Source organism: Pseudomonas sp. GM102, from assembly GCF_000282555.1.
Classification (GTDB): domain Bacteria; phylum Pseudomonadota; class Gammaproteobacteria; order Pseudomonadales; family Pseudomonadaceae; genus Aquipseudomonas.
This window is the reverse complement of record NZ_AKJB01000066.1, coordinates 1-19,432: the sequence shown is the minus strand read 5'-3', so window position 1 is coordinate 19,432 and position 19,432 is coordinate 1. Positions and strand designations below refer to the sequence as shown.

Sequence of the window (19,432 nt, the reverse complement as noted above, 5' to 3'; positions counted from 1 at the left end):
TCGTCACGCCGCTGGCGGTGCTTGGTTGGGCTGGCGGATGCTAGGCGGCTTGTGAACCGATGAAGTTCTTGCCGCGTGCGCCTTGCATGGCGAAATTGATCATCTCTTCAGCCTCCTTTTCCGTTACGCCGTAGTCGGCAAATTCGGTTTTCACGTCAAGGCTGTGCAAGAACTCGCGCAACTGGCTTTGGGCCTTGTGCAAGTCATTGCCGAAAACTCGCTGAAGCGTTCGGTCGCGTGCTTCGTCATGGCCCCAGGCAAGGCCCAGAACCAGCGGGAGGGTGAAGGAGCAGGCGATGCCATGGGGCAACCCGTGACGCAGGGTCATCTCGTAGGAAATGGAGTGAGCCAGTGCTGTTTTGGTATTGGAAAATGCCATCCCGGCTTTGAGTGCCGCAAGCGCCATTCTGGAGCGCAGCTCCTTGTTGGACAAATCACGGCGCAGCAATGGCAAGCAGTGCAGGATGTCCTCAATGGCAGAGATAGCGTAGGTGTCCGAAACCGGATTGGCATTGATGTTCCAGATCGACTCCAGCGCATGCGACAGGGCATCGAGACCCGTGGAAACGGTGACGCCGGCCGGAACCGTCAGCATCAACTGCGGATCGACAATGGCCACTTTCGGCCAGGTGCACTCCAGGTGCAGGGAGTATTTCTTGTGGCTGGCAGAGTCCCAGATAGTCGCCCATGGGGTGACTTCGCTGCCGGTACCCGCCGTGGTCGGGGCTGCAATCAGTAACTTGCTGCGCGCCGGGACGAAGGGTTTGCCGGTAGCCAGCAACGCGAGCAACTCATCGAAGCAACCCGATTCGGTACCCACGATCAACGCCTTGGCGGTATCGATGGCGCTGCCTCCGCCTACGGCGATGACCGTATGGCAGTCGCCGGCTTCCTGCCAGAAACGCTCATAAGTATCGCGTAACTGGGCCACGTCCGGATTGGGCTGGACATCCTCGATGATGTACACCAGCCGGTCGCCCAACAGATCCTGAATGCGATCCACTAATCCCAGCCCACGAGCTTCGGGAAAGGTCACAAGAGCGACTTTCTGGTTTTCGGTGATTTCGGCAAGTTCGAGAAGGCTGCTCCAGCCGAAGCGGGTATCAACTGGATTGTGGAAGCGGGCAATCATGGCGGGGCCTTTATTTTTGTTGTTGAAGGTGGCCCATGATCGAGGACCCTCGACAACAGCTCAAATCGATAAATCGCAGGCTTTAATCGGCTGAGCCGATACCAGATTAAGGGAGGGCGTTGATTTGAAGTTGAATTACGCTTCGGCGCTTCTCGTTGATGAACTCGGCGGCACAGTCAACATTGATGTTGCCTGACACATTGCCTTCGCGAGCAAGCCCGCTCCCACATGGATTGCGCTTGACTGACCGGCATTAGCCCCCATGGGTACATTTTTCAGTACATCAGTCTGGTGCTTGGCAGATCGTTTTTTTCGTGCGGTCAGCCCCACCCGAAACCGTACACGAGCGATAGGCAATGGGGTCGATGTAAGCCGACTGCAGGTCCCGCTCCGGGATCTCCCAAATGATTTGCCTGGGTGGCGTTTCTTTGAAGGCCGGGTTGTTGAGGTAGCTGTTTGCAGCGCCAGAGAACGCTCCGCCGTCTTTGGCGAAGTTACCCACGGGGGCGCCCAGTGCCTGCTGCAGAAACCCTGCGAAGTTTGAGTTGCGCGAGAATGAGGTGCCAATGAGCGCGGTGTTGGGGAGGTCGGCATCGCCAAAGAGGTCTGCCTCAGTGTCGGGGCTGTCGGCTGACGTAACGGGACGTTCGTGGGTGTTGGTTTGGGCGACCATTTCGGGGGCGGGTTGCCAGTTGAGCGGCAGCCAGTCGATGCCCGCCAGATGGACCAGATCGCCAGGTCGCACCGCGAGCGGGGCATGACTTTCGTTGAACGACCTGCGTGGCGTTGCGCTGATGCCCAGGGTCTTCAGGCGCTGGGTGATGGCATCGGCCGCTGCCTTCGCGCCGGATTCGCTCCAGTGCGTATCGGTGCGCAACCAGGCACTGGCCCCCAGTGGCGCCAGCGCACCGGTGAGGTCCAGATTCGACACGCCAGCCACCTCCAGCTTCGCGGTCCAGGCCTGGATGCGCCCTTCCAGAGCAGTTGGGCGGTGCAGTGCGCAACGCTGCCCGGAAGCGATGCGGCTCTTGTCTGGAACGATGACCACCAGCAGGCTGATGTCACGTTGGGAGAGCTGCTGCTTCAGATCAATCACTGCTTGGACTTTGGCATCGGCATTGCGCTGCGCTTGATCATTGACCTTGAGCTCATCGGCCAAAAACAACCAGTCAGGACAACCCGAGCGAACCCTCGGCCCGGTGTCACCGAGGAGCAGCCAACTGGCACCGCGCTCCAGCTCGGCGAAGGTCCTGGGGAGTTGAGCGTTCGACAGTTCCTTGGCGATCCGATGCGTGATATCGCCGTCAAGAATCTGCGGGGGCAGCACTTTATCGGGTAGCGAGATTTGCCCTGAGACAATCAGACGGCCAGAGGACAGCAGCCCGACGAACAGGAATATCAGCAGCGCCACGCCTGCCAACCGACTGCTGCGTGTCGCCAGATCATCTGGCGGAGTGGGGGGCGGGGTGTGCTTTAGGTTCGTCATCAGAATTGGAAGTACAGGAAGGGTACGGTTTCGCGACTGGCGATCAGTGCGAACGACAGCATTAAACCGGCGATGGGCCAAAGAGCGGCGGTGTAAAACGCAATGCCGCCCAGTTGTTTCTCACAGTAAGGGCGCAGCAGCGGTGCGACGATTCCGAACACACCCAGCAAGCCCGCAAGGCCGTGTACCGGGCGCAGGGTCGCGGACAGTTCGTCACCGAGGGCGATGCCCTGCAGGCCGAACTGCCCGGCATACAGGCGCAGCGCGCTATGAAAGTCGGGGGCGCGGAACAGTGTCCAGGCCAGGCAGACGAATAGCAGTGTCAGCCCATGGGAAAGCACCGGCGGTACCGGGGGCAGGGTAGAGCTGTTCCAGGCACGATTCACACACAACGCAATGCCATGGGCGCTGCCCCACAGCAGATAATTCCAGCTATCGCCACCGTGCCAGAGGCCGGCGATGGCCATGATCAGGAACAGGTTGCGATAGGTTTTCCAGGTGCCGTTGCGATTGCCACCCAGCGAAATATACAGATAGTCACGTAACCAGCTGGACAGCGAGAGGTGCCAACGACGCCAGAAATCCTGAATGCTGTTGGCCAGATACGGACGGTCGAAGTTCTCGGGAAAGTGAAAACCCAGCATCAGCCCCAGCCCAATCGCCATGGCACTGTAGCCGGCGAAGTCGAAGAACAGTTGCAGGGAATAGGCAAGGCAGCCAACCCAGGCGTCGGAGAAGCTGGGGTTTGGCAAACTGAACGCCACATCGACCACCGGCGACAGGGTGTCGGCCACCAGCACCTTCATGCTCATCCCGACCATGAACCGGCGTGCGCCCAGCGAGAAATTCTGCAGGTTGAAGTGACGCTGATTCAGCTCACGCCGAACCCAGTCATAGCGAATGATAGGGCCGGCGACCGAATGGCCGAACATCGAAATATAGGTGGCGTAATTAATAAAGCTGCGTTCGACCGGCACGGTGCGGCGGTGGACATCCACCAGATAGGAAATCGCCTGCAATACGATAAACGATAGCCCGGCCGGCATGATGACCCGCTGCCAGTCCAGCGGCATGGCGCCATACCAGGTGACGGCATCGATCAACGTGCCGGCGACGATGTTGGCGTACTTGTACCAGCACAGCACCGCCGTGTTGAGCACGATCAGCATCACGAGTAGCCGCACGCGGCCCGTGCCTTTTTCCCGCGAGGCGTCAATCAGCAAACCGCCGGCCCACGCCGTGATCGTCAGCACCACATGCACTGCGAGGAACCGGGGGCTCAACCAGCCATAAAACAGCCAGCTGCCGATCAGTAGCGTGACGTTGCGCCAGGCGGCTGGGCACACTGCATAAGTGCACAAGAACAGCGGCAGGAACAACGTCAGAAACTCGAGAGAGGCAAAAACCATGGTGGTGGCGCGATCCGATCAGTGGGCCAGGACGTCAGTCGCGAGCAACAGGTGCGGACCCTTTGCGCCAGGTAGCAGCACAACGCTGTAGCGCTCGCCGGCCTTGAGCTGACCCAGGTCAAGCGGGGCACCGACGTTGGTTTGGGCGCAGACCAATTGAACCGACAGGCTGACCGGATTGATCGCTCGGCGTTGCACGCTGCCGTCGGCCACCTCCTTGAACAGGTCGGCGTTCTTCCCCGCAGCGCGCAAACCAGCCTGGGCGCACGCCGGGTCGGCGCTGATAAACGCCAGCGAGGCTCTCAGGCTATTGAAGTCGTCGGGTTGCTCACGGATGACGACCTGGCGGATACCTTGAGCGTTGTCTGGCAAAGCGATCACGCTGGCGAATTCGCCTGCTGCCACCTGGATGTCCAGCGGCTGGCTTTTGCCGTTGCGTTCCAGGGTGCCCTTGATCGGCTGGTTGGCGGGGACGGGCAGGTAGTCGGACACGGCATTCGAACCCTCAAGTCTTAGGCTGGCCTGTGAGCCTTCGGCCAACAGCTGCAACGGTTGGTCAGCAGCGTTGATAAAGCGCAGGAAGGCCGAGTCCTGATCCGGGCCCGTCGGGTACAGGGCAATGTCGGCGGCCTGGGCGTGCAGGCTCAGCATCAAGGGCGCGAACAGCGCCCAGCCACATGCGTATCGGCTCATTTGCCGGCTCCTGTGCTGCTGACGCGGTCGGCGGGCAGTTTGGCCAATGCACCGCCAATCGCAGTGCCCCATGCTTGATAACCGGCGACGGTGAAGTGCTGCCCATCGGTGGTGATCCACTGCCCGGGTTTGGAGAGCGTCAGCGAATCGATGTAGGTGCAAGGCGCCACGTTCGCGGCCAAAAACTGCGACATCAACTGGGTGCGGGCATCATTCTTCTGGTACATGCCACCGGCCTTGCCCCAGGCCGGGCCCACCCAGGCGCAACGGGTCCCGGTGGCCGCGATGGCCTTGGCCAGTCCGGTGACGCTTTGCCATGCCCAGGCCTTCGGAAACACTGGCTTGTCATAGGACGCCATGGTGTCGCCGATGACCAGTACCACCAGGTCGGGTTTGTCGGCGGCGATCAGGTCCTGGATCGGTGTGGTGGTTGCCTCGCGCCCTTTGATCACGATCTTGTCGTTGCCTTTGCGCTCGGCGCCGCAGTCGACCTTTTTGCTGATCAGCCAGTCGCTGGCGCTGGCACCGCAGGCACCGATGGAATGAACCAGGGCGCCTTGACGAGTCAGGTTGTCGTGCAGCGGCTCCAGCAAATGGTCCGCGAGGCTCATATGGCTCTCCCCAAGAACAAGGAGGGACAGGCCGGCAAGGGCAGAAGTGGGCATCGAAAGCTCCAGAATGATCAGTTGGAATAAGGCGAGGTGTACGGGCTGACCGGCAGGCTCATGGGGCCGCTGATGTCTTCGAACTGGTAGCGCAAAGACAGGGCGCCGCTGACCTGTTGGTAGTCATGAGCGTTGTCCAGGCCCAGATTGGCGCCCAGCAGGAAGTTCGAAGCGACCTTGTATTCAGCCGCCGCGGCGACGCTGTAGCCGATCCCGGTTTTGTTTTGCCCTTCGTAGCGCAGGCCCGAGGCCGCTTGCAGGGCTTTGTCGTTGGGGAAATAGTCGGCGCTGTCCTGCTCGAAATGCTGCACGCCGACCGAGCCTTTGACTTGATACGTCAAGCGCCCGGTGCGTTGTGCCCAGGTCACCGGAATGCCCAGGGCGAAGAACGTCTGCGGGCTGAAATAGCCGCCGTGGCCATAGGTGAAATAGTCCTGATTGTTGGCGTAGCTGATGCCGGTCATGCTCAGGCCGACGGTCAGCTTGCTGTCCGTTGCATTTTTCAGGTACCAGTAGACACCGCTGCCCAGTTCACTGCGGTTGTTGGACTCAACATGGTTACCCAACAGCTGGTGCCAGGAGGCGTAGCCATAGGCGCCGACTTCGTTGTCGTCAAAGCTCAACTGGCCACGCCCGCCGTTGGCGGTCACGCCGCCCCAGGACTGCCCGCTGCGTTTGTCCGTGGTGCCGGCAAACGAGGTGACGCTGTCAGTCACTGGACGCCGGGAAACGCTCACGCCGTAACGGACGTTAGAGGAGTCGCTCACGGGGCGATCAATGCTGATGCCGCCAGTGGCGGTGGTGTATTTGAAGCCGAGCGGGGTGGTGCCCAGATCAGCTTTGAACCCATCCGCAGGCCGTTGAATAGCGACGGAAAGGCCGACACCCTCGGCTTTTTGCGAGCCGACGCCGTCGCTCTGCGCACCGCTACCAAAGCGCGACAGTGCATCGCCGCTGACACTGCCGGCGTTCAGCGAGACGGGCGTCACGCGCAGGGCGACGCGGCTTTCATCCAGCGGGATATTGATTTCCAACGGTGTTTCAATATCGGTCAGTTTGCTCAACCCCGACTCACTGTTGTTGCTGCGAATGCTCACGCCCTGGGTGACGTAGGCACTGCGCTCCTGAAGGATTTTATTCAGCGCCAGTTGCGCGGGGCTGATGTCCTCGCTCACCAGTGCTGCGCGCGGCAGCTGCGACTCGAATCGATTGCTTGCCTGCTGTGGCCTTGGCGGGGTGTCGATGCCAAAAGGGGTGTGAGACCTCACGTTGCCCGGCATCTCCTGGACCGGTGGCGGGATCGCTGCCAGCAAGGTGTCGCGACTGACCTCGCTACGTGGACCCGAAATCCCGGCAAAAGGGTTGGGCGCCACCGTCGAGCCGGCCAGTTGGCCTCCCTGGCTCCTGCGTTTCTCGCTCTGTTCAATGGCCACCGCTTTGCGCAGCAGATCGGTCGCCGTGCCGGTCTGGCCCATGTTCTGGTAGCGGCGGGCGGCCTCTGTCAGCGTTTGAGGGTTGCCGGATTCAGTCTTGAGCAGCTGTTGCAGTGCCTGTTCGGCAAAGGCCGTGTCCTGTGCCAACACCGCCGCGTCGGCAGCACCCAATAGCAGTTGCGGGTCGTTTGGCTGACGTTGTAACAGCGGTTTGTAGAGTTCGAGGGCTTTTGCCGTGTCGCCGTTGGCCGAGTACATCCGCGCCAATGCCGCGACGGCCGCGCTGTCACCGGGACGTTGTGCCAGTGCGGGCGCTAGCGTGTCATAAGCGCTGGCCAGATTGCCTCGTTCACGCAACTGGTCAGCCTGGCGGATGCGATAGCGATAGAGCAGGTCGTCGAAACGCTTGCGAGCCGGCGCGTTCAAGGGCCTGTTCTGAAGGTCGCGCAGAATCTCGTTGACCTGTGCGTCTTCTCCGGTTTTAAGCAGGACCGCGGCGTATTGCAGGATGAAGTCCGCCGAGGGCGCCGTGGTGTTTTGCAACTGGCCGCGCATGAGGGCCAGCGCACGGGTTGGCTCGCCGATGTCGACATACGCCGAGGCCAGGCTCGCCATGCGATCGGGACTGTTGTTGGCCGTCGGCTGAATACGATCGAGCAAGGTCAGGGCTTCCTGGCGCTGGCCGCGCTTGCCCAACTCGATCGCCTGACGCAGTTGCAGGTTGAGGCTGACATCAGCGGCCAGCGCGTCCATGTCCGGGGTGCGCTGGTCGGGGCGCAAGCGTCCCAACGTGGTCTGGGCGGCTTTCCACTCGCCCATCTGCACCGACAGCAAGGCGCTGACGTAAAGCGCATCGGCATTGTCGGGGCGGGCCTGGAGCATGGCGTTGATCAGGTCCCGAGCCTTTTGCGGTTCGCCCATCGCCAGGTTCAGGCGGGCCAGGGCGAAACGTGTCCAGATGTTGTCCGGCTCAACGCGCAGCGCGTCTTGCAAGGCGTTGCGCGCAGCGGGCAGGTCGTTGCGTTGTTCGGCGAGGGCGGCCAGTTGCGTCGCGCGCAAGGCTTGCAGGCGTGCGGACTGGCCGATCTTTGCCTGTCCGGTGGCGGGCAGGCTGTTGATCAGTTGCAGGGCTTCATCGTTCTTGCCGCTCTTGAGCAGCACATTAACCAGCCCTTCCTGTGCTTGAGGGTCGTCGCGGCGCTGGTTCAAAATCTGCCGATAGTTGCGCTGAGCGTCATCGAACTGGCCCGCGCTGGCCTGAATATCCGCCAGGGCGAGGCGAGCATCCACCCCGTTTGGATTGAGCCGCAGCGCCTGGTTGACCAAGACCTGCGCCTGGGCTGTCTGGCCTTTGGCTTGGGCGTCGCGGGCCTGCTGCAATGCTGACCAGTAGCGCACTTCGTTCAGCGCGACTTGCCAGCGGCTGCCGTCGTTTTGTCGTGTGGCCTGACTCAAGAGCTTTTCCGCTTCGGCCAGTCGGTGTTGCTGCTGGCGAATAACCCCAAGGCCGCCAAGCGCGTCAGCATCATCGGGCCGGGTTTTCAAGCGTGCTTGAAAAGCCTGTTCGGCGGTGGCCTGATCGCCTTCTTTGAGCGCCTTCAGGCCGCGCGCGACTTCGGCGGGCGGTTGCCATTCCTTGCTGGCCGTCGTTGCTACCTGTTGCTTGCCCTTGTTCATCTGCGCCCGGATTTCCACGTCATCCGGATGCGTCTTGAGGTACGCCTCGAACAACGGCACTTGTGCCGGATTGGGCGGACCGATCCAGGTCAGCGCCAGGCGCCAGCTTTCGTCGGCATCACCGGCAATGTCGGCACGCTGGGTCAGCGCGGCCAGGGCGCGAATACCCTCGGCACGGCTGTCTTCACGGCGCACCAGATGCTTGGCGTAAAACAGCGCGACGATCGAGTCGTTGGGCCTCTCACGTTGCAGGCGCTCAAGTCCGCTGCGTGCTTCAGCCCAGTCAGCCTGATTGAAGGCAAGGTTGTTGTAATACTCGCGGCCGATCGTACCTTGAGGTGGACGGCCATCGAACAGCGAGCGAAACACTGCAGTTGCCTTGTCACGCTCACCGGCATCGACGAGGCGCCGAGCCTCTTCCAGACGCTGCTGGTTCTGCGGTTGGGCCACGTTGATGTCCTGCGCCAATTGCAGTGCCTGCCGAGGCGGTGGCTGGATGGCCTGCAAGCGGGCGAGGTATTGCTGCGCCTGTTGTGGCTTGCCCTGTTGCACGCCAATCAAGCCCAGGCCATACAGTGCGTCAACCTGGGCCGGGTCCAACAGCAGGACTTTGAGCCAGACTTCCGCAGCGCGTTGAGGGTTGTTGTGCAACTGCCAGTACTGCCCTTGCTCGACGAGTAATGCCTGTGGTGTCGGACTTTGAGCGTGTGCAGCGGCCGTCCATGCGCTCATGACGGCGATGGCTAGCGTGCGGTGGTGCGCGTGCATGCGGTCTCCCAGGAGAGTTTCAGCGTTCCGTCTTCCCGGAATCGGTAATGTTTATCTGCCCATCCGAGGGCGAACAGGCTGAGCATGAAGTTGTAGTAACGCGGCGGACCGGCGTCGGCATCAGGCCTGGCCAGTGCCTCGTGCAAGGCGAGCTCCACGCGGCGTCGTTGCTGATCGGCCAACCCGGGTTGGCCCTTGGCCTCAAGGTAGGGAATCAGTGCAGCCCAGAATCCGAACGGGCTCTGACCCTGAACAGTGCCGTGGAGAACCTGGACTGTTTCTGGGGGAGAACCCGTTGCGACAGTGCTGCGGGCCATGCCGTCCAGCCGTTTGAGCAGGCGCGCTGCCAGCGGTTCGGAGGTATCGCTCATGCCCAGCCAGAGGTACACGCGAATGGCATCGTAGCTGCCCGTGTCGCTGTGGATCGGGTCGCTTGTGAAGGCACCCGACTTTGCTGAAGTGCCTCGATAACCGACCCAGTCAGCGACGAAACCGTGACGGCTGGATTGGGCAATCATCGTCGCGGTGTTGTGGGCAATCGCTTGCCAGGGCCCGGAGGGTGCTTCCTTGGCCAGCCGTCGTAACAGTGGCAGTGGCAGGTAGCTGGGGTTCAAGCGCCAAAGCGCGTCCGGCTGGACGAAGCCCTGTGGTCCAGGCAACACCATCGGGCCCAGCCCGGGGAGCTTGACGACCAATTGCGCTTCAATTGTCGCCATCAGGTGCAGGGCGTCCTGGTGATAGTCCGGCCGATGCCACAGGCGTGCGGCTTCGAGCAGGGCGTAGGCGATCCACAGGTCGGCGTCGGCGGCCGAATTGGCGTCTTGCAGGCGCCACTGACCGTCCGTGCCTTGCCCCCATAACCAGCCCGGCAGGCGTGTGGCGGTGGCGGAGCCTGCGAGGTTGGCTGAGGTCCAGCGCCAGAGTTTGTCAAAGCGTGGCTGATCGTTGCCGATCAGTGCGAAGAGCATGCCGTAGGACTGCCCTTCAGAGGTGCTGTGATTGTTCTCCTGGCTCGATTCCAGAACCCGGCCATCGGCCTGGACGAAGCGCGTTGCATAGGTTTGCCACAGTGGCCAGGCTGGCGACTCACAGGATTTCCCGGCCGCTATCGCAGGCGCCAGCAGGACCAGCGCAAGCACGACGGCCAACATGCGCGTGTTACCGCGCGGGCACTGGCGAAGTGAAATACCCCGGCTGCTCATGGACGACACTTGCATGCGCGGCTCATTGACCAAGACGACGTTTGGCCCGTAAGCGCAGGGCCAGGTAGGCCATCGAAGCAAGCAACAGGATCCCGAGGAGGGTGAACAGCATGAGCGCCACTACGTTTTGCGAGAGGTACCACTGCAGATAGCGCAATGGGCCCAGGCTCCCGACGTAGTAATCCTGCTCGGCGACCAGCGACTCGACATGCTTGCCCCTGACCACCACCAGACTGCCTTGCAACTCGCGGGCGTTTTCTTCGCTGCTGAGCAGGGCGTTGGTTACGTCGGCCAAGCCGTTGGGCCTTGCGCTGGCGATAAACACCACACTACGGCCACTCTTGAGCGGCGATTCGAATCCAGTCAGATAAGCACTGCCGTCGTCAGCGGTAAACCTGAAGCTGCTGCGCGCTTCACGCAGATTGGTTTTCGTATCCGGGCTGATCCAGTTGCGCAGACGCAAGGGCAGGTCAGACAGTTCAAAGTACTGCGCAGCCTCTTCGCCCTTGGCTGGCAGAAGGCTTTGCCATTGCGTAAGCAGCGGCTGATTGTTGCCCGAGGCGAGTACCAGCAAATCCCGGTCGCTTTGCTCGGCCACCTGGTCGGCGTGGACCACCTTCACGCCGGTGGCCGGATAACCGGTGGAGTCGCCGAAGCGGCCCAGCAGGGTCAGATAGGCGCTCAGATCGGCCGGGCCTGGCTCGTTGGGCAGGATCACCGATGTTTCAGAGAGGTCGGCCATGCGAGTGAACGGGAAGCCACTGTCCTTGAACACCCCAAGGTTGGGCATGGCCATGAAATGTTCGTATTGGCTGAGGTCCAGGGTCGAGTCCGGGTCGATCACACCGCGCATGTTGTCGATGATGATGTCGCGGCATTCGCCCTGTTTGATGTAGTCATACATGAAGCGAAATTGCAGGCGTGATTGCAGCGCTACGGAATTGAGCGGCAACAGCATGCGCGACGTACGGGCCAGACTGTCATCGGTTTTGAGCATCGCCAGCAGGCTGTCGCTGTTGCCGAGTTTCTCGATAGAAGGCAGATCGATCGACTTGATGAAGGTGTCGTTGAAGTTGACCAGCAACGAGGAATTGGTGGAGACCGGTTGCGGCGTATAGCGGTATTTCAGGTCAAGTTGCGCACCGGGCTCACGCCAGTTGAACAGGTCGGGCGGCAAGCGCAGCGCAACCGTCATTTGTCCCGGGTTATAACCCGACACATTGAGCTCTGCGGGCTTGGCCAGTTCACCCAGGCGAACCGGGCGATCGGAGGGCAGCCAGTTAGGCGCGTCATACGGTCGGCGTGGCTTGAGCGAGTCGATCCGGTCGATCACTACGCTCTGCCCGGAAAAGGCCGAGCCACCGAGGGCCAGCGCTGTGGCGGCGACCTTGAGATCGGCGCCATCGCGCCCGGAGACGATCAACAGTTTGCCCTGAGCATCATTCGGGTTGCTCACGAGTGTCAATGTCGGCCCCGTGGCCTCTTTGACCGGTAAGCCACTCAAGGCCGTTGATTCGCTGCCGCTGACAAACACCACGGCGTTGCCTTTGGCCGGCAGGCTGGTGAGGCTGGCGGGGAAGGTGGCGCCGCGGTAGCTGGCCAGGGCGCCAAACCAGGACGACAGGATACCGGCGGCCTCAAGCTCAGGACCGCCCGGGCGCCCGGCGAACACGAAGGGCAACTTCAGGGGCGAGGCGTCTCGACGATCGAACAAGGGCAGCGGCAGGGCGGACAGATCGTTGGGCTGTTTAATCGAGGACACCTGGAGGCTCAGCTGGCTCTCGTTGCCGATCCTGGCCCATAGGCTGGAGTGCAAAGGGTCTTCACATTGCATCGTGTAGTGACCGATGAACTGCAGGCTGAGCCGGTTGAATTCGGTGATGGTCTGCGGAGGAATCTGCACGGTCCGGGTCTGCAATTTACCAGCCTCTTCCTTCGGGAGGGGCAGGCTGGCGGCCACTTGATCGTTGACCAGCACATTGATCTGCGAAAGGTCGGCCAGCAGCGCCGGTGAGTAGCTGTACTGCAGCGTGACCTGCGCAGCCGTGACGACTTCATCGGCGCGCACATCGAAGTTCACACTGTCGGTAGCCTCCACGCCTTTAAGGGTCATCGAATAGCTTTTGCCCAGCTCCTTGAGGGTGCGGGTATAGCTGTTGCCCGGAGCATCGGTGCCGGGCAACGAGGCGACCGGCATCATCGCCGGCTCTGTGGCGCTGATTTGGGCGGCAGCACTCAATACCCAGCCGCTCCAGCCCACTAGCGAGCAGGTGATCAGCATGAGTGAGCGACGAGGAAGAAAGGTCCGGCGAATGGAAGGCTTCAAGATCGTTGCGTGTCCGCGGTGGAGTCGATGGGTGATGGAGTGTTCGGGCGTTTGCGCAGCAGCGCCTGGCTGTCCTTTAGGGTTGCTACGAACAAGCGCAGGATGGCGCGAAAGCCAATGCTGCTGACCTCGCGCAACGCCGACATGGGCGCGTCGAGGCGGCCGTTACCCCACGTGTTGGCCCAGGTATCGGCCCGTGAAAAAGTCAGACGCACCAGCTCACTTTGCTGGCGCAGGGTCAAAGCCTCGAATTGCACGCCCGCCACGTTGTCATTGCTGAAGACTGTTTTGGCGGGAAAGAGGCTTGAGGGCGGTGTGCGCAGAATGCACAGTCGCAGCTTCTCATTGACGCTGAGCAGAACCTGCGGTGGCAGTGCCAGACCCACGCCGTTTTGTGAGAAGTCCCGGGTTACGCAATCGAACCAGGTGCCGTCTTCGCGATAGATGCGCACGGGCAGATCCGCGGGCACCCTGGGTTCGTTGCGTACCTGAGAGGATTCAGTGGCTACCGCCACGGCGGTGCTGACGATGACGATGTTGTACACGGTCCAGGCCAGGTTGATCAGCAGGGTAGTGGCCTCGGCCGAATCACTTCCGATCAGTTTCACCACGCCGATCGCCAGACCGATCATGTTCAAGGTCAGCAGGACGATGTAAGGCCGCGCGAGCTTCCAGTTGAAATAGTCCTTATCGAGGGTGCCGCCTTTGTCGGTCACGTTGAACTTGCCCAGCGAAGGGCTGATCAGGGCCAACAGCACCGGTCGCATGATGTACCAGGCCAATACCGACTCATACACTTCGTTCCAGAACGAATGGCGGAAGCGTCCCTGGATGCTGGAGTTGGTCAGGCTGGAATGGAAAATATGCGGCAGTACATAGACCGTGACCATCAATGCCGAGGCATGGAAAATCTGCGCGTCGAAAAACAGGTAGGCCAAGGGGGCGGTCAAGAACACCAGGCGGGGCAGGCTGTAGAAAAAATGCATCATGGCGTTGAGGTAGCAGATGCGCTGCCCCAGGTTCAGTCCTTTGCCAAACAACGGATTGTCGGTCCGAAAAATCTGCGCCATGCCCCGCGCCCAGCGTATGCGTTGGCTGATGTGTCGGGAAAGACTTTCGGTGGCCAGTCCCGCCGCTTGTGGAACGGCGAGGTAAGCGGTATTGAAACCACGGCGATTGAGCTTGAGTGCCGTGTGCGCATCCTCGGTCACGGTTTCGGTGGCGATGCCGCCGACTTCCAGCAAATGAGTCCGCCGAATGACCGCGCAGGAGCCACAGAAGAAGGCCGCGTTCCACAGGTCGTTGCCGTCCTGCACCAGGCCGTAGAACAGCTCACCTTCATTGGGTACCGAGCGAAAGGTATCGAGGTTTTTTTCGAACGGATCGGGTGAATAGAAAAAGTGCGGCGTTTGCAGCAACGCCAGGTTCGGGTCCTTTAAAAACCAGCCCATGGTGATCTGCAGGAAGGAGCGGGTGGGCACGTGGTCGGCGTCGAATATGGCAATGAACTCGCCATCGGTGACTTTGAGTGCCTCATTGAGGTTGCCGGCCTTGGCATGTTGATTGTTGTCGCGGGTGATGTAGTTGACACCAATCTGCTCACAGAAAACCTTGAATTCCTCGCGGCGTCCGTCATCGAGCATGTGCACCCGCAGTTTGCCCTCGGGCCAGTCAATGGCTTGAGCGGCGAGCACCACCAGTTTGACGATACCCAATGATTCGTTATAGGTAGGAATGAAGACGTCTACCGTTGGCCATTCTGCGGGCGGCTGTTGCAGAAACTGCGGTTTGCGGTGCAGCGGCCAGGCGGTCTGTACATAGCCGAAGACCAGGACGAGCAAGGCATACAGTTCGGCCAGCACCAGCCCGTAGCCAAATACGGCATCCTGCCAATTTTCGAAGTTCAGGGTGTCGGACAGGCGCCAGTACATGTAACGCAACGAAGCGATCAGCGAGAGAGTGATCAGGGTCAGGATCGCCAGACGCCCGGCTTGCTTGCGGATGACCAGGCTGGCGGCAAAACAGACGGCGGCAAACGCTGCCTGGGAATACAGATTCAGCGGCGCAGTGAGGATGCCCAGCACCAACAATGCCGCGATCAGCCCGGCTGAGATCTTCAGGCTTTGGCGCCAACGCACGGGCCATCGACTGACGCGATCCTGGAAAGTATCCAGTAGCCCCTGCAACCACCACGTCTTCGCGGGTAGCTGATTCAGCTGGGCGGTCATGGCGTGCCCTGCTGGTTGGTAGCATCCGCGAAAAGCAGGGCACGGACCGCGCCAGACAGCGACAGAATGTCCTGACAGCCAATGCTCTCAGGTGCGTACTGGAAGAGGTCCCGACCATAAGCCAGCGACTCGTTGAACTGGTGATCGAGACGAATCGTCCCGATCAGGTCAGCGCCGAGCCGCCGCACAAACAGCACGCTCATGTCCCTGCTGAACGAGCGCGAGTCATCCCGTTGGTTGAGCACATACCGGTGCCGCTGCGCGCGTCGTCGGGTGGTTTCCAGCCACTGGGTCATGGTGTCCAGTGCAAGGTAGGAGGCCGCGTCGGCCACCGTCATCACCAGCACCAGATCGGCGGCGTCGAGTGCCTGTTGCGAATAGATGGTCGCACCCGAAGGCGTGTCCAGGATCACGGTATCGTTTTCGCTGAGGTTCATTGACGCAAGGTGCTGATTCAACCAGTCAGAATCTTCAAGCATCATCTGCCTGAGCAAGCGGCGATCGTTCATCTCGCCAGTGCCGAAGGGTAGGCACTCACTGTCGCGAAAGCCCGGCAGGCGATGAGCGTCCCAGTCTGCGCCTTGCTCTTTGAGCTGGATCAGCCCGGGAACCTGCCGGGTGATACCCAAGTGGCTGGACAGCGCGTTCTGAGGGTCCAGATCAATCGCGATGGTGCGCCCGCCAGGGCGCCGAAGTGTTTTTGCCAGACCAGCGGCGACGGTGCTTTTACCCACCCCTCCGTTCGCCGAAACGATAGCAATGACCTTCGCCTTGGTCCGCTTGCGAGTCGTTTCTGGCAGACCGTCTCGACGAACCTGGTTGAGTTCACGCAACAGGTCGCTCAATCGCTGACGGTCACCGGTACCAGAACTTGCAGGTGGCTCGGTCAGGGGAGGGGGTTGGAGCAAAGGTGACGAGAGGACAACATTCTTCACCGGCTCGACTGGCGCGCCAATCAATAAAGAAGGTTGTGGCTCGTCCAGTAGAAACACTGGGGGCGTTGGTGTTGGGGGAGACAATGCCGCCGACGGTTCCGGCTCAACCAGCGCAGGTATAATCGGGTCGTCTTTGAAATCTTTATAATTGGGTTGTATTTCCTGGTAAGTCTCTGCGTTGGCGCCAAAACGTGTAAAGAGTTTCGTAATATCGTCTACATATTTCATGCGTTGTACCAGGAATGAAATAACTCAGAAACTCAGCATTCCATTAACTTGCAAAGTTGATGCGTCGTCTGGGCGTTGGCAGAGTGCCATTAATCTAGGGCGCCCGCGTCTGGGTGTCAACGATTGTTATAAAAAGTCAGCGAGACTTGTTAATGTTAATTTGAGTGCTATTAAGATGTTATGTTATTCGCGGGAAGTGTGAATGTTGGAGTGCGTCTAATAATGACTGTTGATGATGTGTAGGTGGGGTGCTTGTCGAGAGAAATAACTTCCGATGCGATGAAGTGTGAGTATTGATTGTCTTCGAGCATTTGATGTTGGGTTATGTATTAAAGAAGTTGGCTGACGTATTTGAAGAACAATGTCCAGCTCGCGTACTTGATGTCGAAGTTCCTCTCTGAGAAAAAACCGGACTTGTAGGAGCCAGGCTTGCCGGCGAAGGCGTCCTTGAGAGCGCCTTCGCCGGCAAGCCTCGCTCCTACAAATCCCGCATGAACCTTTTGGCCATGCTCTCCAGGAAATTCACGACCGCGACCAGGCCACATCGAGTGGCGCGGAGCCCCGCTATACATCATTCTGGACAGGACGCTCAGCGATCTGGGCTTTCTGCTCTTTCGATATGTAGCCAGTGAAGGCACAATGCGCATCCTTTTTTTGGCTGGCCTTGCCGGAGGCCTCGAAATGATCAAGACGCCGTACTACCTCATCGACAAGCAAAAGCTGCTGGCGAACATGCAGAAGATCGCTTATGTGCGCGAACAGTCCGGGGCCAAGGCCCTGCTGGCACTCAAGTGCTTCGCCACCTGGTCGGTGTTCGACCTGATGCAGCAATACATGGACGGCACTACGTCGTCGTCGCTCTACGAGCTCAAGCTCGGTCGGCAGAAATTCGCTGGCGAGACCCACGCCTACAGCGTGGCCTGGGCCGACGACGAGATCGAGGAGATGCTCGACAACTGCGACAAGATCATCTTCAACTCCATCGGTCAGTTGCAGCGCTACACTGAGGCTTCAGCAGGCAAGGTGCGCGGTCTGCGGGTCAATCCGCAGGTGAGCAGCTCAGATTACCTGCTAGCCGATCCGGCGCGGCCATTCAGCCGTCTGGGCGAGTGGGATCCGGTGAAGATCGAACAGGTCATCGAGCAGATCTCGGGCTTCATGTTCCACAACAACTGCGAGAACGCCGACTTCGGCCTGTTCGACCAGATGCTGTGCACCATCGAGGAACGGTTCGGCCATCTGCTGCACAAGGTCGAGTGGGTCAGCCTGGGCGGCGGCATTCACTTCACCGGTGAAGGCTATGCGATCGACGAGTTCTGCGCGCGGCTCAAGGCCTTTTCGCAGAAATACGGCGTGCAGGTCTACCTGGAGCCGGGCGAAGCCGCCATCACCCAGAGCGCGTCGCTGGAAGTCACCGTGCTCGACACCCTCTACAACGGCAAGCACCTGGCCGTAGTGGACAGCTCCATCGAGGCACACATGCTCGATCTGCTGATCTATCGCCTGAATGCCAAGCTGACGCCCAGCGAGGGCGAACACACCTACATGGTGTGCGGCAAATCCTGCCTGGCCGGCGACATTTTCGGTGAGTATCAATTTGATCGTCCCTTGGCCATCGGCGATCGGCTGTCGTTCGTCGACGCCGCGGGTTACACCATGGTCAAGAAGAACTGGTTCAACGGCCTGAAAATGCCGTCCATCGTAGTGAAACAACTCGACGGTACAGTCGAGGTGGTTCGTGAGTTCGGTTACAACGACTACATGTCCAGCCTTTCGTAAGCTGGCAGAGAAGGAGAGAGAGAAAAATTGAAGAAGAACGTGCTTATCATTGGTGCAGGAGGTGTCGCCAAGGTGGTGGCCCACAAGTGCGCGCAGCACAACGATGAACTCGGTCGTATTGCTATCGCGTCGCGCAACATCTCCAAATGCCAGGCCATCATCGACAGCGTCAAGGCCAAGGGCAGCCTCAAAGAGCCCGCCGACATAAAGGCCTTCTCGCTGAACGCTATGGACGTCGAGGCGACCAAGGCGCTGATCCGCGAAACCGGATCGCAGATCGTCATCAACGTCGGTTCTGCCTTCCTCAACATGTCGGTGCTGCGTGCCTGCATCGATACCGGCGTGGCCTACCTGGACACCGCGATTCACGAAGAACCGGGCAAAATCTGCGAGACGCCGCCCTGGTACGGCAACTACGAGTGGAAGCACCTCGAGGAGTGCAAAGAGAAGAACATCACGGCGATCCTCGGTGTGGGCTTCGACCCGGGTGTGGTCAACGCCTATGCAGCGTTGGCACAACAACAGTATTTCGACCGTATTGATTCGATCGACATTCTCGACGTCAATGCCGGTTCCCATGGCAAATATTTCGCCACCAATTTCGATCCGGAAATCAACTTCCGCGAATTCACCGGACAAGTGTGGAGCTGGCAGAACAGTCAGTGGACCAGCAACACAATGTTCGAAGTCAAACGTACCGACGACCTGCCGGTCGTAGGGGCGCAGAACCTGTACCTGACCGGACACGATGAAGTGCACTCCCTGTCGAAGAACCTCGGCGTGCCCAACGTGCGTTTCTGGATGAGCTTCGGCGAGCACTACATCAATGTGTTCACCGTACTCAAGAACCTCGGCCTGCTCTCCGAGCAACCGGTCAAAACCGCTGAAGGCCTGGAAGTCGTGCCGCTCAAAGTGGTCAAGGCCGTGCTCCCTGATCCGAGCTCGCTGGCGCCTGGCTACACTGGCAAGACCTGCATCGGCGATCTGGTAAAAGGCACCAAGGATGGCCAGCCGCGCGAAGTGTTCATCTACAACGTCGCCGACCACGAAGAAGCCTTTGCCGAAACCGACAGCCAGGGCATTTCCTATACCGCTGGCGTGCCACCTGTGGCGGCAGCCCTGCTGGTCGCACGTGGCGAGTGGGATGTGCAGCGCATGGCCAACGTCGAGGAGCTGCCGGCCGAGCCGTTCCTCAAGGCGCTGGATGTGATGGGCCTGCCGACCCGCATCAAGGACGAGAATGGAGACCGTCCCTGGAGCTGAAACGCCTGAGGCGTGCGAAATACAGGTGAATCTTGTATTTCGCTCCAAACGGAAAAACGCCGCTCCTTGACCTAATGCTGTTCATTTAGGCTCGCTCTTGGATCGTGCGTACCTTTGTGGCGAGCGAGCTTGCTCGCGCTGGGCTGCGTAGCGGCCCCAAAAATCTGACAATCATTGCCAATTTTTGTGAGTGCTACGCACTCAAGCG

12 protein-coding genes are annotated in these 19,432 nt (G+C 60.1%); 2 read left to right on the top strand and 10 right to left on the bottom strand.

The annotated features are described in order from the left end of the window. Positions 1 to 40: 40 nt before the first annotated feature. The 10 genes from psrA to bcsQ all read right to left on the bottom strand — a co-directional run bounded on the left by psrA (position 41) and on the right by bcsQ (position 16,182). The gene (gene psrA / locus PMI18_RS12180; protein ID WP_007902245.1) at positions 41 to 1,132 is read right to left on the bottom strand and encodes an iron-containing alcohol dehydrogenase PsrA; all 1,092 of its coding nucleotides are present in this window, start codon (positions 1,130 to 1,132) and stop codon (positions 41 to 43) included. Positions 1,133 to 1,415: 283 nt separating this feature from the next. After that, positions 1,416 to 2,618 carry an alginate O-acetyltransferase AlgX-related protein gene (locus PMI18_RS12185; protein ID WP_007902230.1) on the bottom strand — a complete coding sequence of 401 codons (1,203 nt, stop codon included), beginning with the start codon at positions 2,616 to 2,618 and terminating at the stop codon, positions 1,416 to 1,418. Continuing rightward, positions 2,618 to 4,027: an MBOAT family O-acyltransferase gene (locus tag PMI18_RS12190; RefSeq protein ID WP_007902227.1), complete on the bottom strand. Its 1,410-nt coding sequence runs from the start codon at positions 4,025 to 4,027 to the stop codon at positions 2,618 to 2,620. The genes PMI18_RS12185 and PMI18_RS12190 overlap by 1 nt, the downstream gene beginning before the upstream one ends. An 18-nt stretch (positions 4,028 to 4,045) precedes the next feature. Further along, a complete protein-coding gene (locus PMI18_RS12195) occupies positions 4,046 to 4,720 on the bottom strand; it encodes an alginate O-acetyltransferase AlgF (RefSeq protein ID WP_007902225.1) in 675 nt (224 codons plus the stop codon). Continuing rightward, positions 4,717 to 5,385 carry an SGNH/GDSL hydrolase family protein gene (locus PMI18_RS12200; RefSeq protein ID WP_007902223.1) on the bottom strand — a complete coding sequence of 223 codons (669 nt, stop codon included), beginning with the start codon at positions 5,383 to 5,385 and terminating at the stop codon, positions 4,717 to 4,719. The genes PMI18_RS12195 and PMI18_RS12200 overlap by 4 nt, the downstream gene beginning before the upstream one ends. Positions 5,386 to 5,402: 17 nt before the next feature. Beyond that, positions 5,403 to 9,263, bottom strand: a complete 3,861-nt coding sequence (locus tag PMI18_RS12205; RefSeq protein WP_007902220.1) for a cellulose biosynthesis protein BcsC — start codon at positions 9,261 to 9,263, stop codon at positions 5,403 to 5,405. Beyond that, on the bottom strand, positions 9,239 to 10,480 hold the full coding sequence (gene bcsZ / locus PMI18_RS12210) for a cellulose synthase complex periplasmic endoglucanase BcsZ (RefSeq protein ID WP_007902217.1): 1,242 nt from the start codon (positions 10,478 to 10,480) through the stop codon (positions 9,239 to 9,241). Before bcsZ ends, PMI18_RS12205 begins: the two co-directional genes overlap by 25 nt. Positions 10,481 to 10,487: 7 nt before the next feature. Further along, the gene (gene bcsB / locus PMI18_RS12215; protein WP_007902214.1) at positions 10,488 to 12,746 is read right to left on the bottom strand and encodes a cellulose biosynthesis cyclic di-GMP-binding regulatory protein BcsB; all 2,259 of its coding nucleotides are present in this window, start codon (positions 12,744 to 12,746) and stop codon (positions 10,488 to 10,490) included. Positions 12,747 to 12,787: 41 nt separating this feature from the next. Beyond that, positions 12,788 to 15,019 carry a UDP-forming cellulose synthase catalytic subunit gene (gene bcsA, locus PMI18_RS12220; RefSeq protein ID WP_007902212.1) on the bottom strand — a complete coding sequence of 744 codons (2,232 nt, stop codon included), beginning with the start codon at positions 15,017 to 15,019 and terminating at the stop codon, positions 12,788 to 12,790. Further along, a complete protein-coding gene (gene bcsQ, locus PMI18_RS12225; RefSeq protein ID WP_007902209.1) occupies positions 15,016 to 16,182 on the bottom strand; it encodes a cellulose biosynthesis protein BcsQ in 1,167 nt (388 codons plus the stop codon). The genes bcsA and bcsQ overlap by 4 nt, the downstream gene beginning before the upstream one ends. A 681-nt stretch (positions 16,183 to 16,863) precedes the next feature. On the opposite strand from bcsQ, the gene nspC reads away from it, so the two are divergent. Together nspC and PMI18_RS12235 are read left to right on the top strand one after the other, a co-directional pair. Next, positions 16,864 to 17,961: a carboxynorspermidine decarboxylase gene (nspC, locus tag PMI18_RS12230; protein WP_007902206.1), complete on the top strand. Its 1,098-nt coding sequence runs from the start codon at positions 16,864 to 16,866 to the stop codon at positions 17,959 to 17,961. A 27-nt stretch (positions 17,962 to 17,988) separates the two neighbouring features. After that, positions 17,989 to 19,224, top strand: coding sequence for a saccharopine dehydrogenase family protein (locus PMI18_RS12235; protein ID WP_033036557.1), 1,236 nt, complete (start codon positions 17,989 to 17,991; stop codon positions 19,222 to 19,224). Positions 19,225 to 19,432 lie beyond the last annotated feature (208 nt).

What these genes read in the sequence shown, in the direction of transcription:
- psrA (WP_007902245.1), bottom strand. Translation starts at nt 1,132, where the DNA reads ATGATTGCCCGCTTCCACAATCCAGTTGATACCCGCTTCGGCTGGAGC.
- PMI18_RS12185 (WP_007902230.1), bottom strand. Translation starts at nt 2,618, where the DNA reads ATGACGAACCTAAAGCACACCCCGCCCCCCACTCCGCCAGATGATCTG.
- PMI18_RS12190 (WP_007902227.1), bottom strand. Translation starts at nt 4,027, where the DNA reads ATGGTTTTTGCCTCTCTCGAGTTTCTGACGTTGTTCCTGCCGCTGTTC.
- PMI18_RS12195 (WP_007902225.1), bottom strand. Translation starts at nt 4,720, where the DNA reads ATGAGCCGATACGCATGTGGCTGGGCGCTGTTCGCGCCCTTGATGCTG.
- PMI18_RS12200 (WP_007902223.1), bottom strand. Translation starts at nt 5,385, where the DNA reads ATGCCCACTTCTGCCCTTGCCGGCCTGTCCCTCCTTGTTCTTGGGGAG.
- PMI18_RS12205 (WP_007902220.1), bottom strand. Translation starts at nt 9,263, where the DNA reads ATGCACGCGCACCACCGCACGCTAGCCATCGCCGTCATGAGCGCATGG.
- bcsZ (WP_007902217.1), bottom strand. Translation starts at nt 10,480, where the DNA reads ATGCAAGTGTCGTCCATGAGCAGCCGGGGTATTTCACTTCGCCAGTGC.
- bcsB (WP_007902214.1), bottom strand. Translation starts at nt 12,746, where the DNA reads ATGCTGATCACCTGCTCGCTAGTGGGCTGGAGCGGCTGGGTATTGAGT.
- bcsA (WP_007902212.1), bottom strand. Translation starts at nt 15,019, where the DNA reads ATGACCGCCCAGCTGAATCAGCTACCCGCGAAGACGTGGTGGTTGCAG.
- bcsQ (WP_007902209.1), bottom strand. Translation starts at nt 16,182, where the DNA reads ATGAAATATGTAGACGATATTACGAAACTCTTTACACGTTTTGGCGCC.
- nspC (WP_007902206.1), top strand. Translation starts at nt 16,864, where the DNA reads ATGATCAAGACGCCGTACTACCTCATCGACAAGCAAAAGCTGCTGGCG.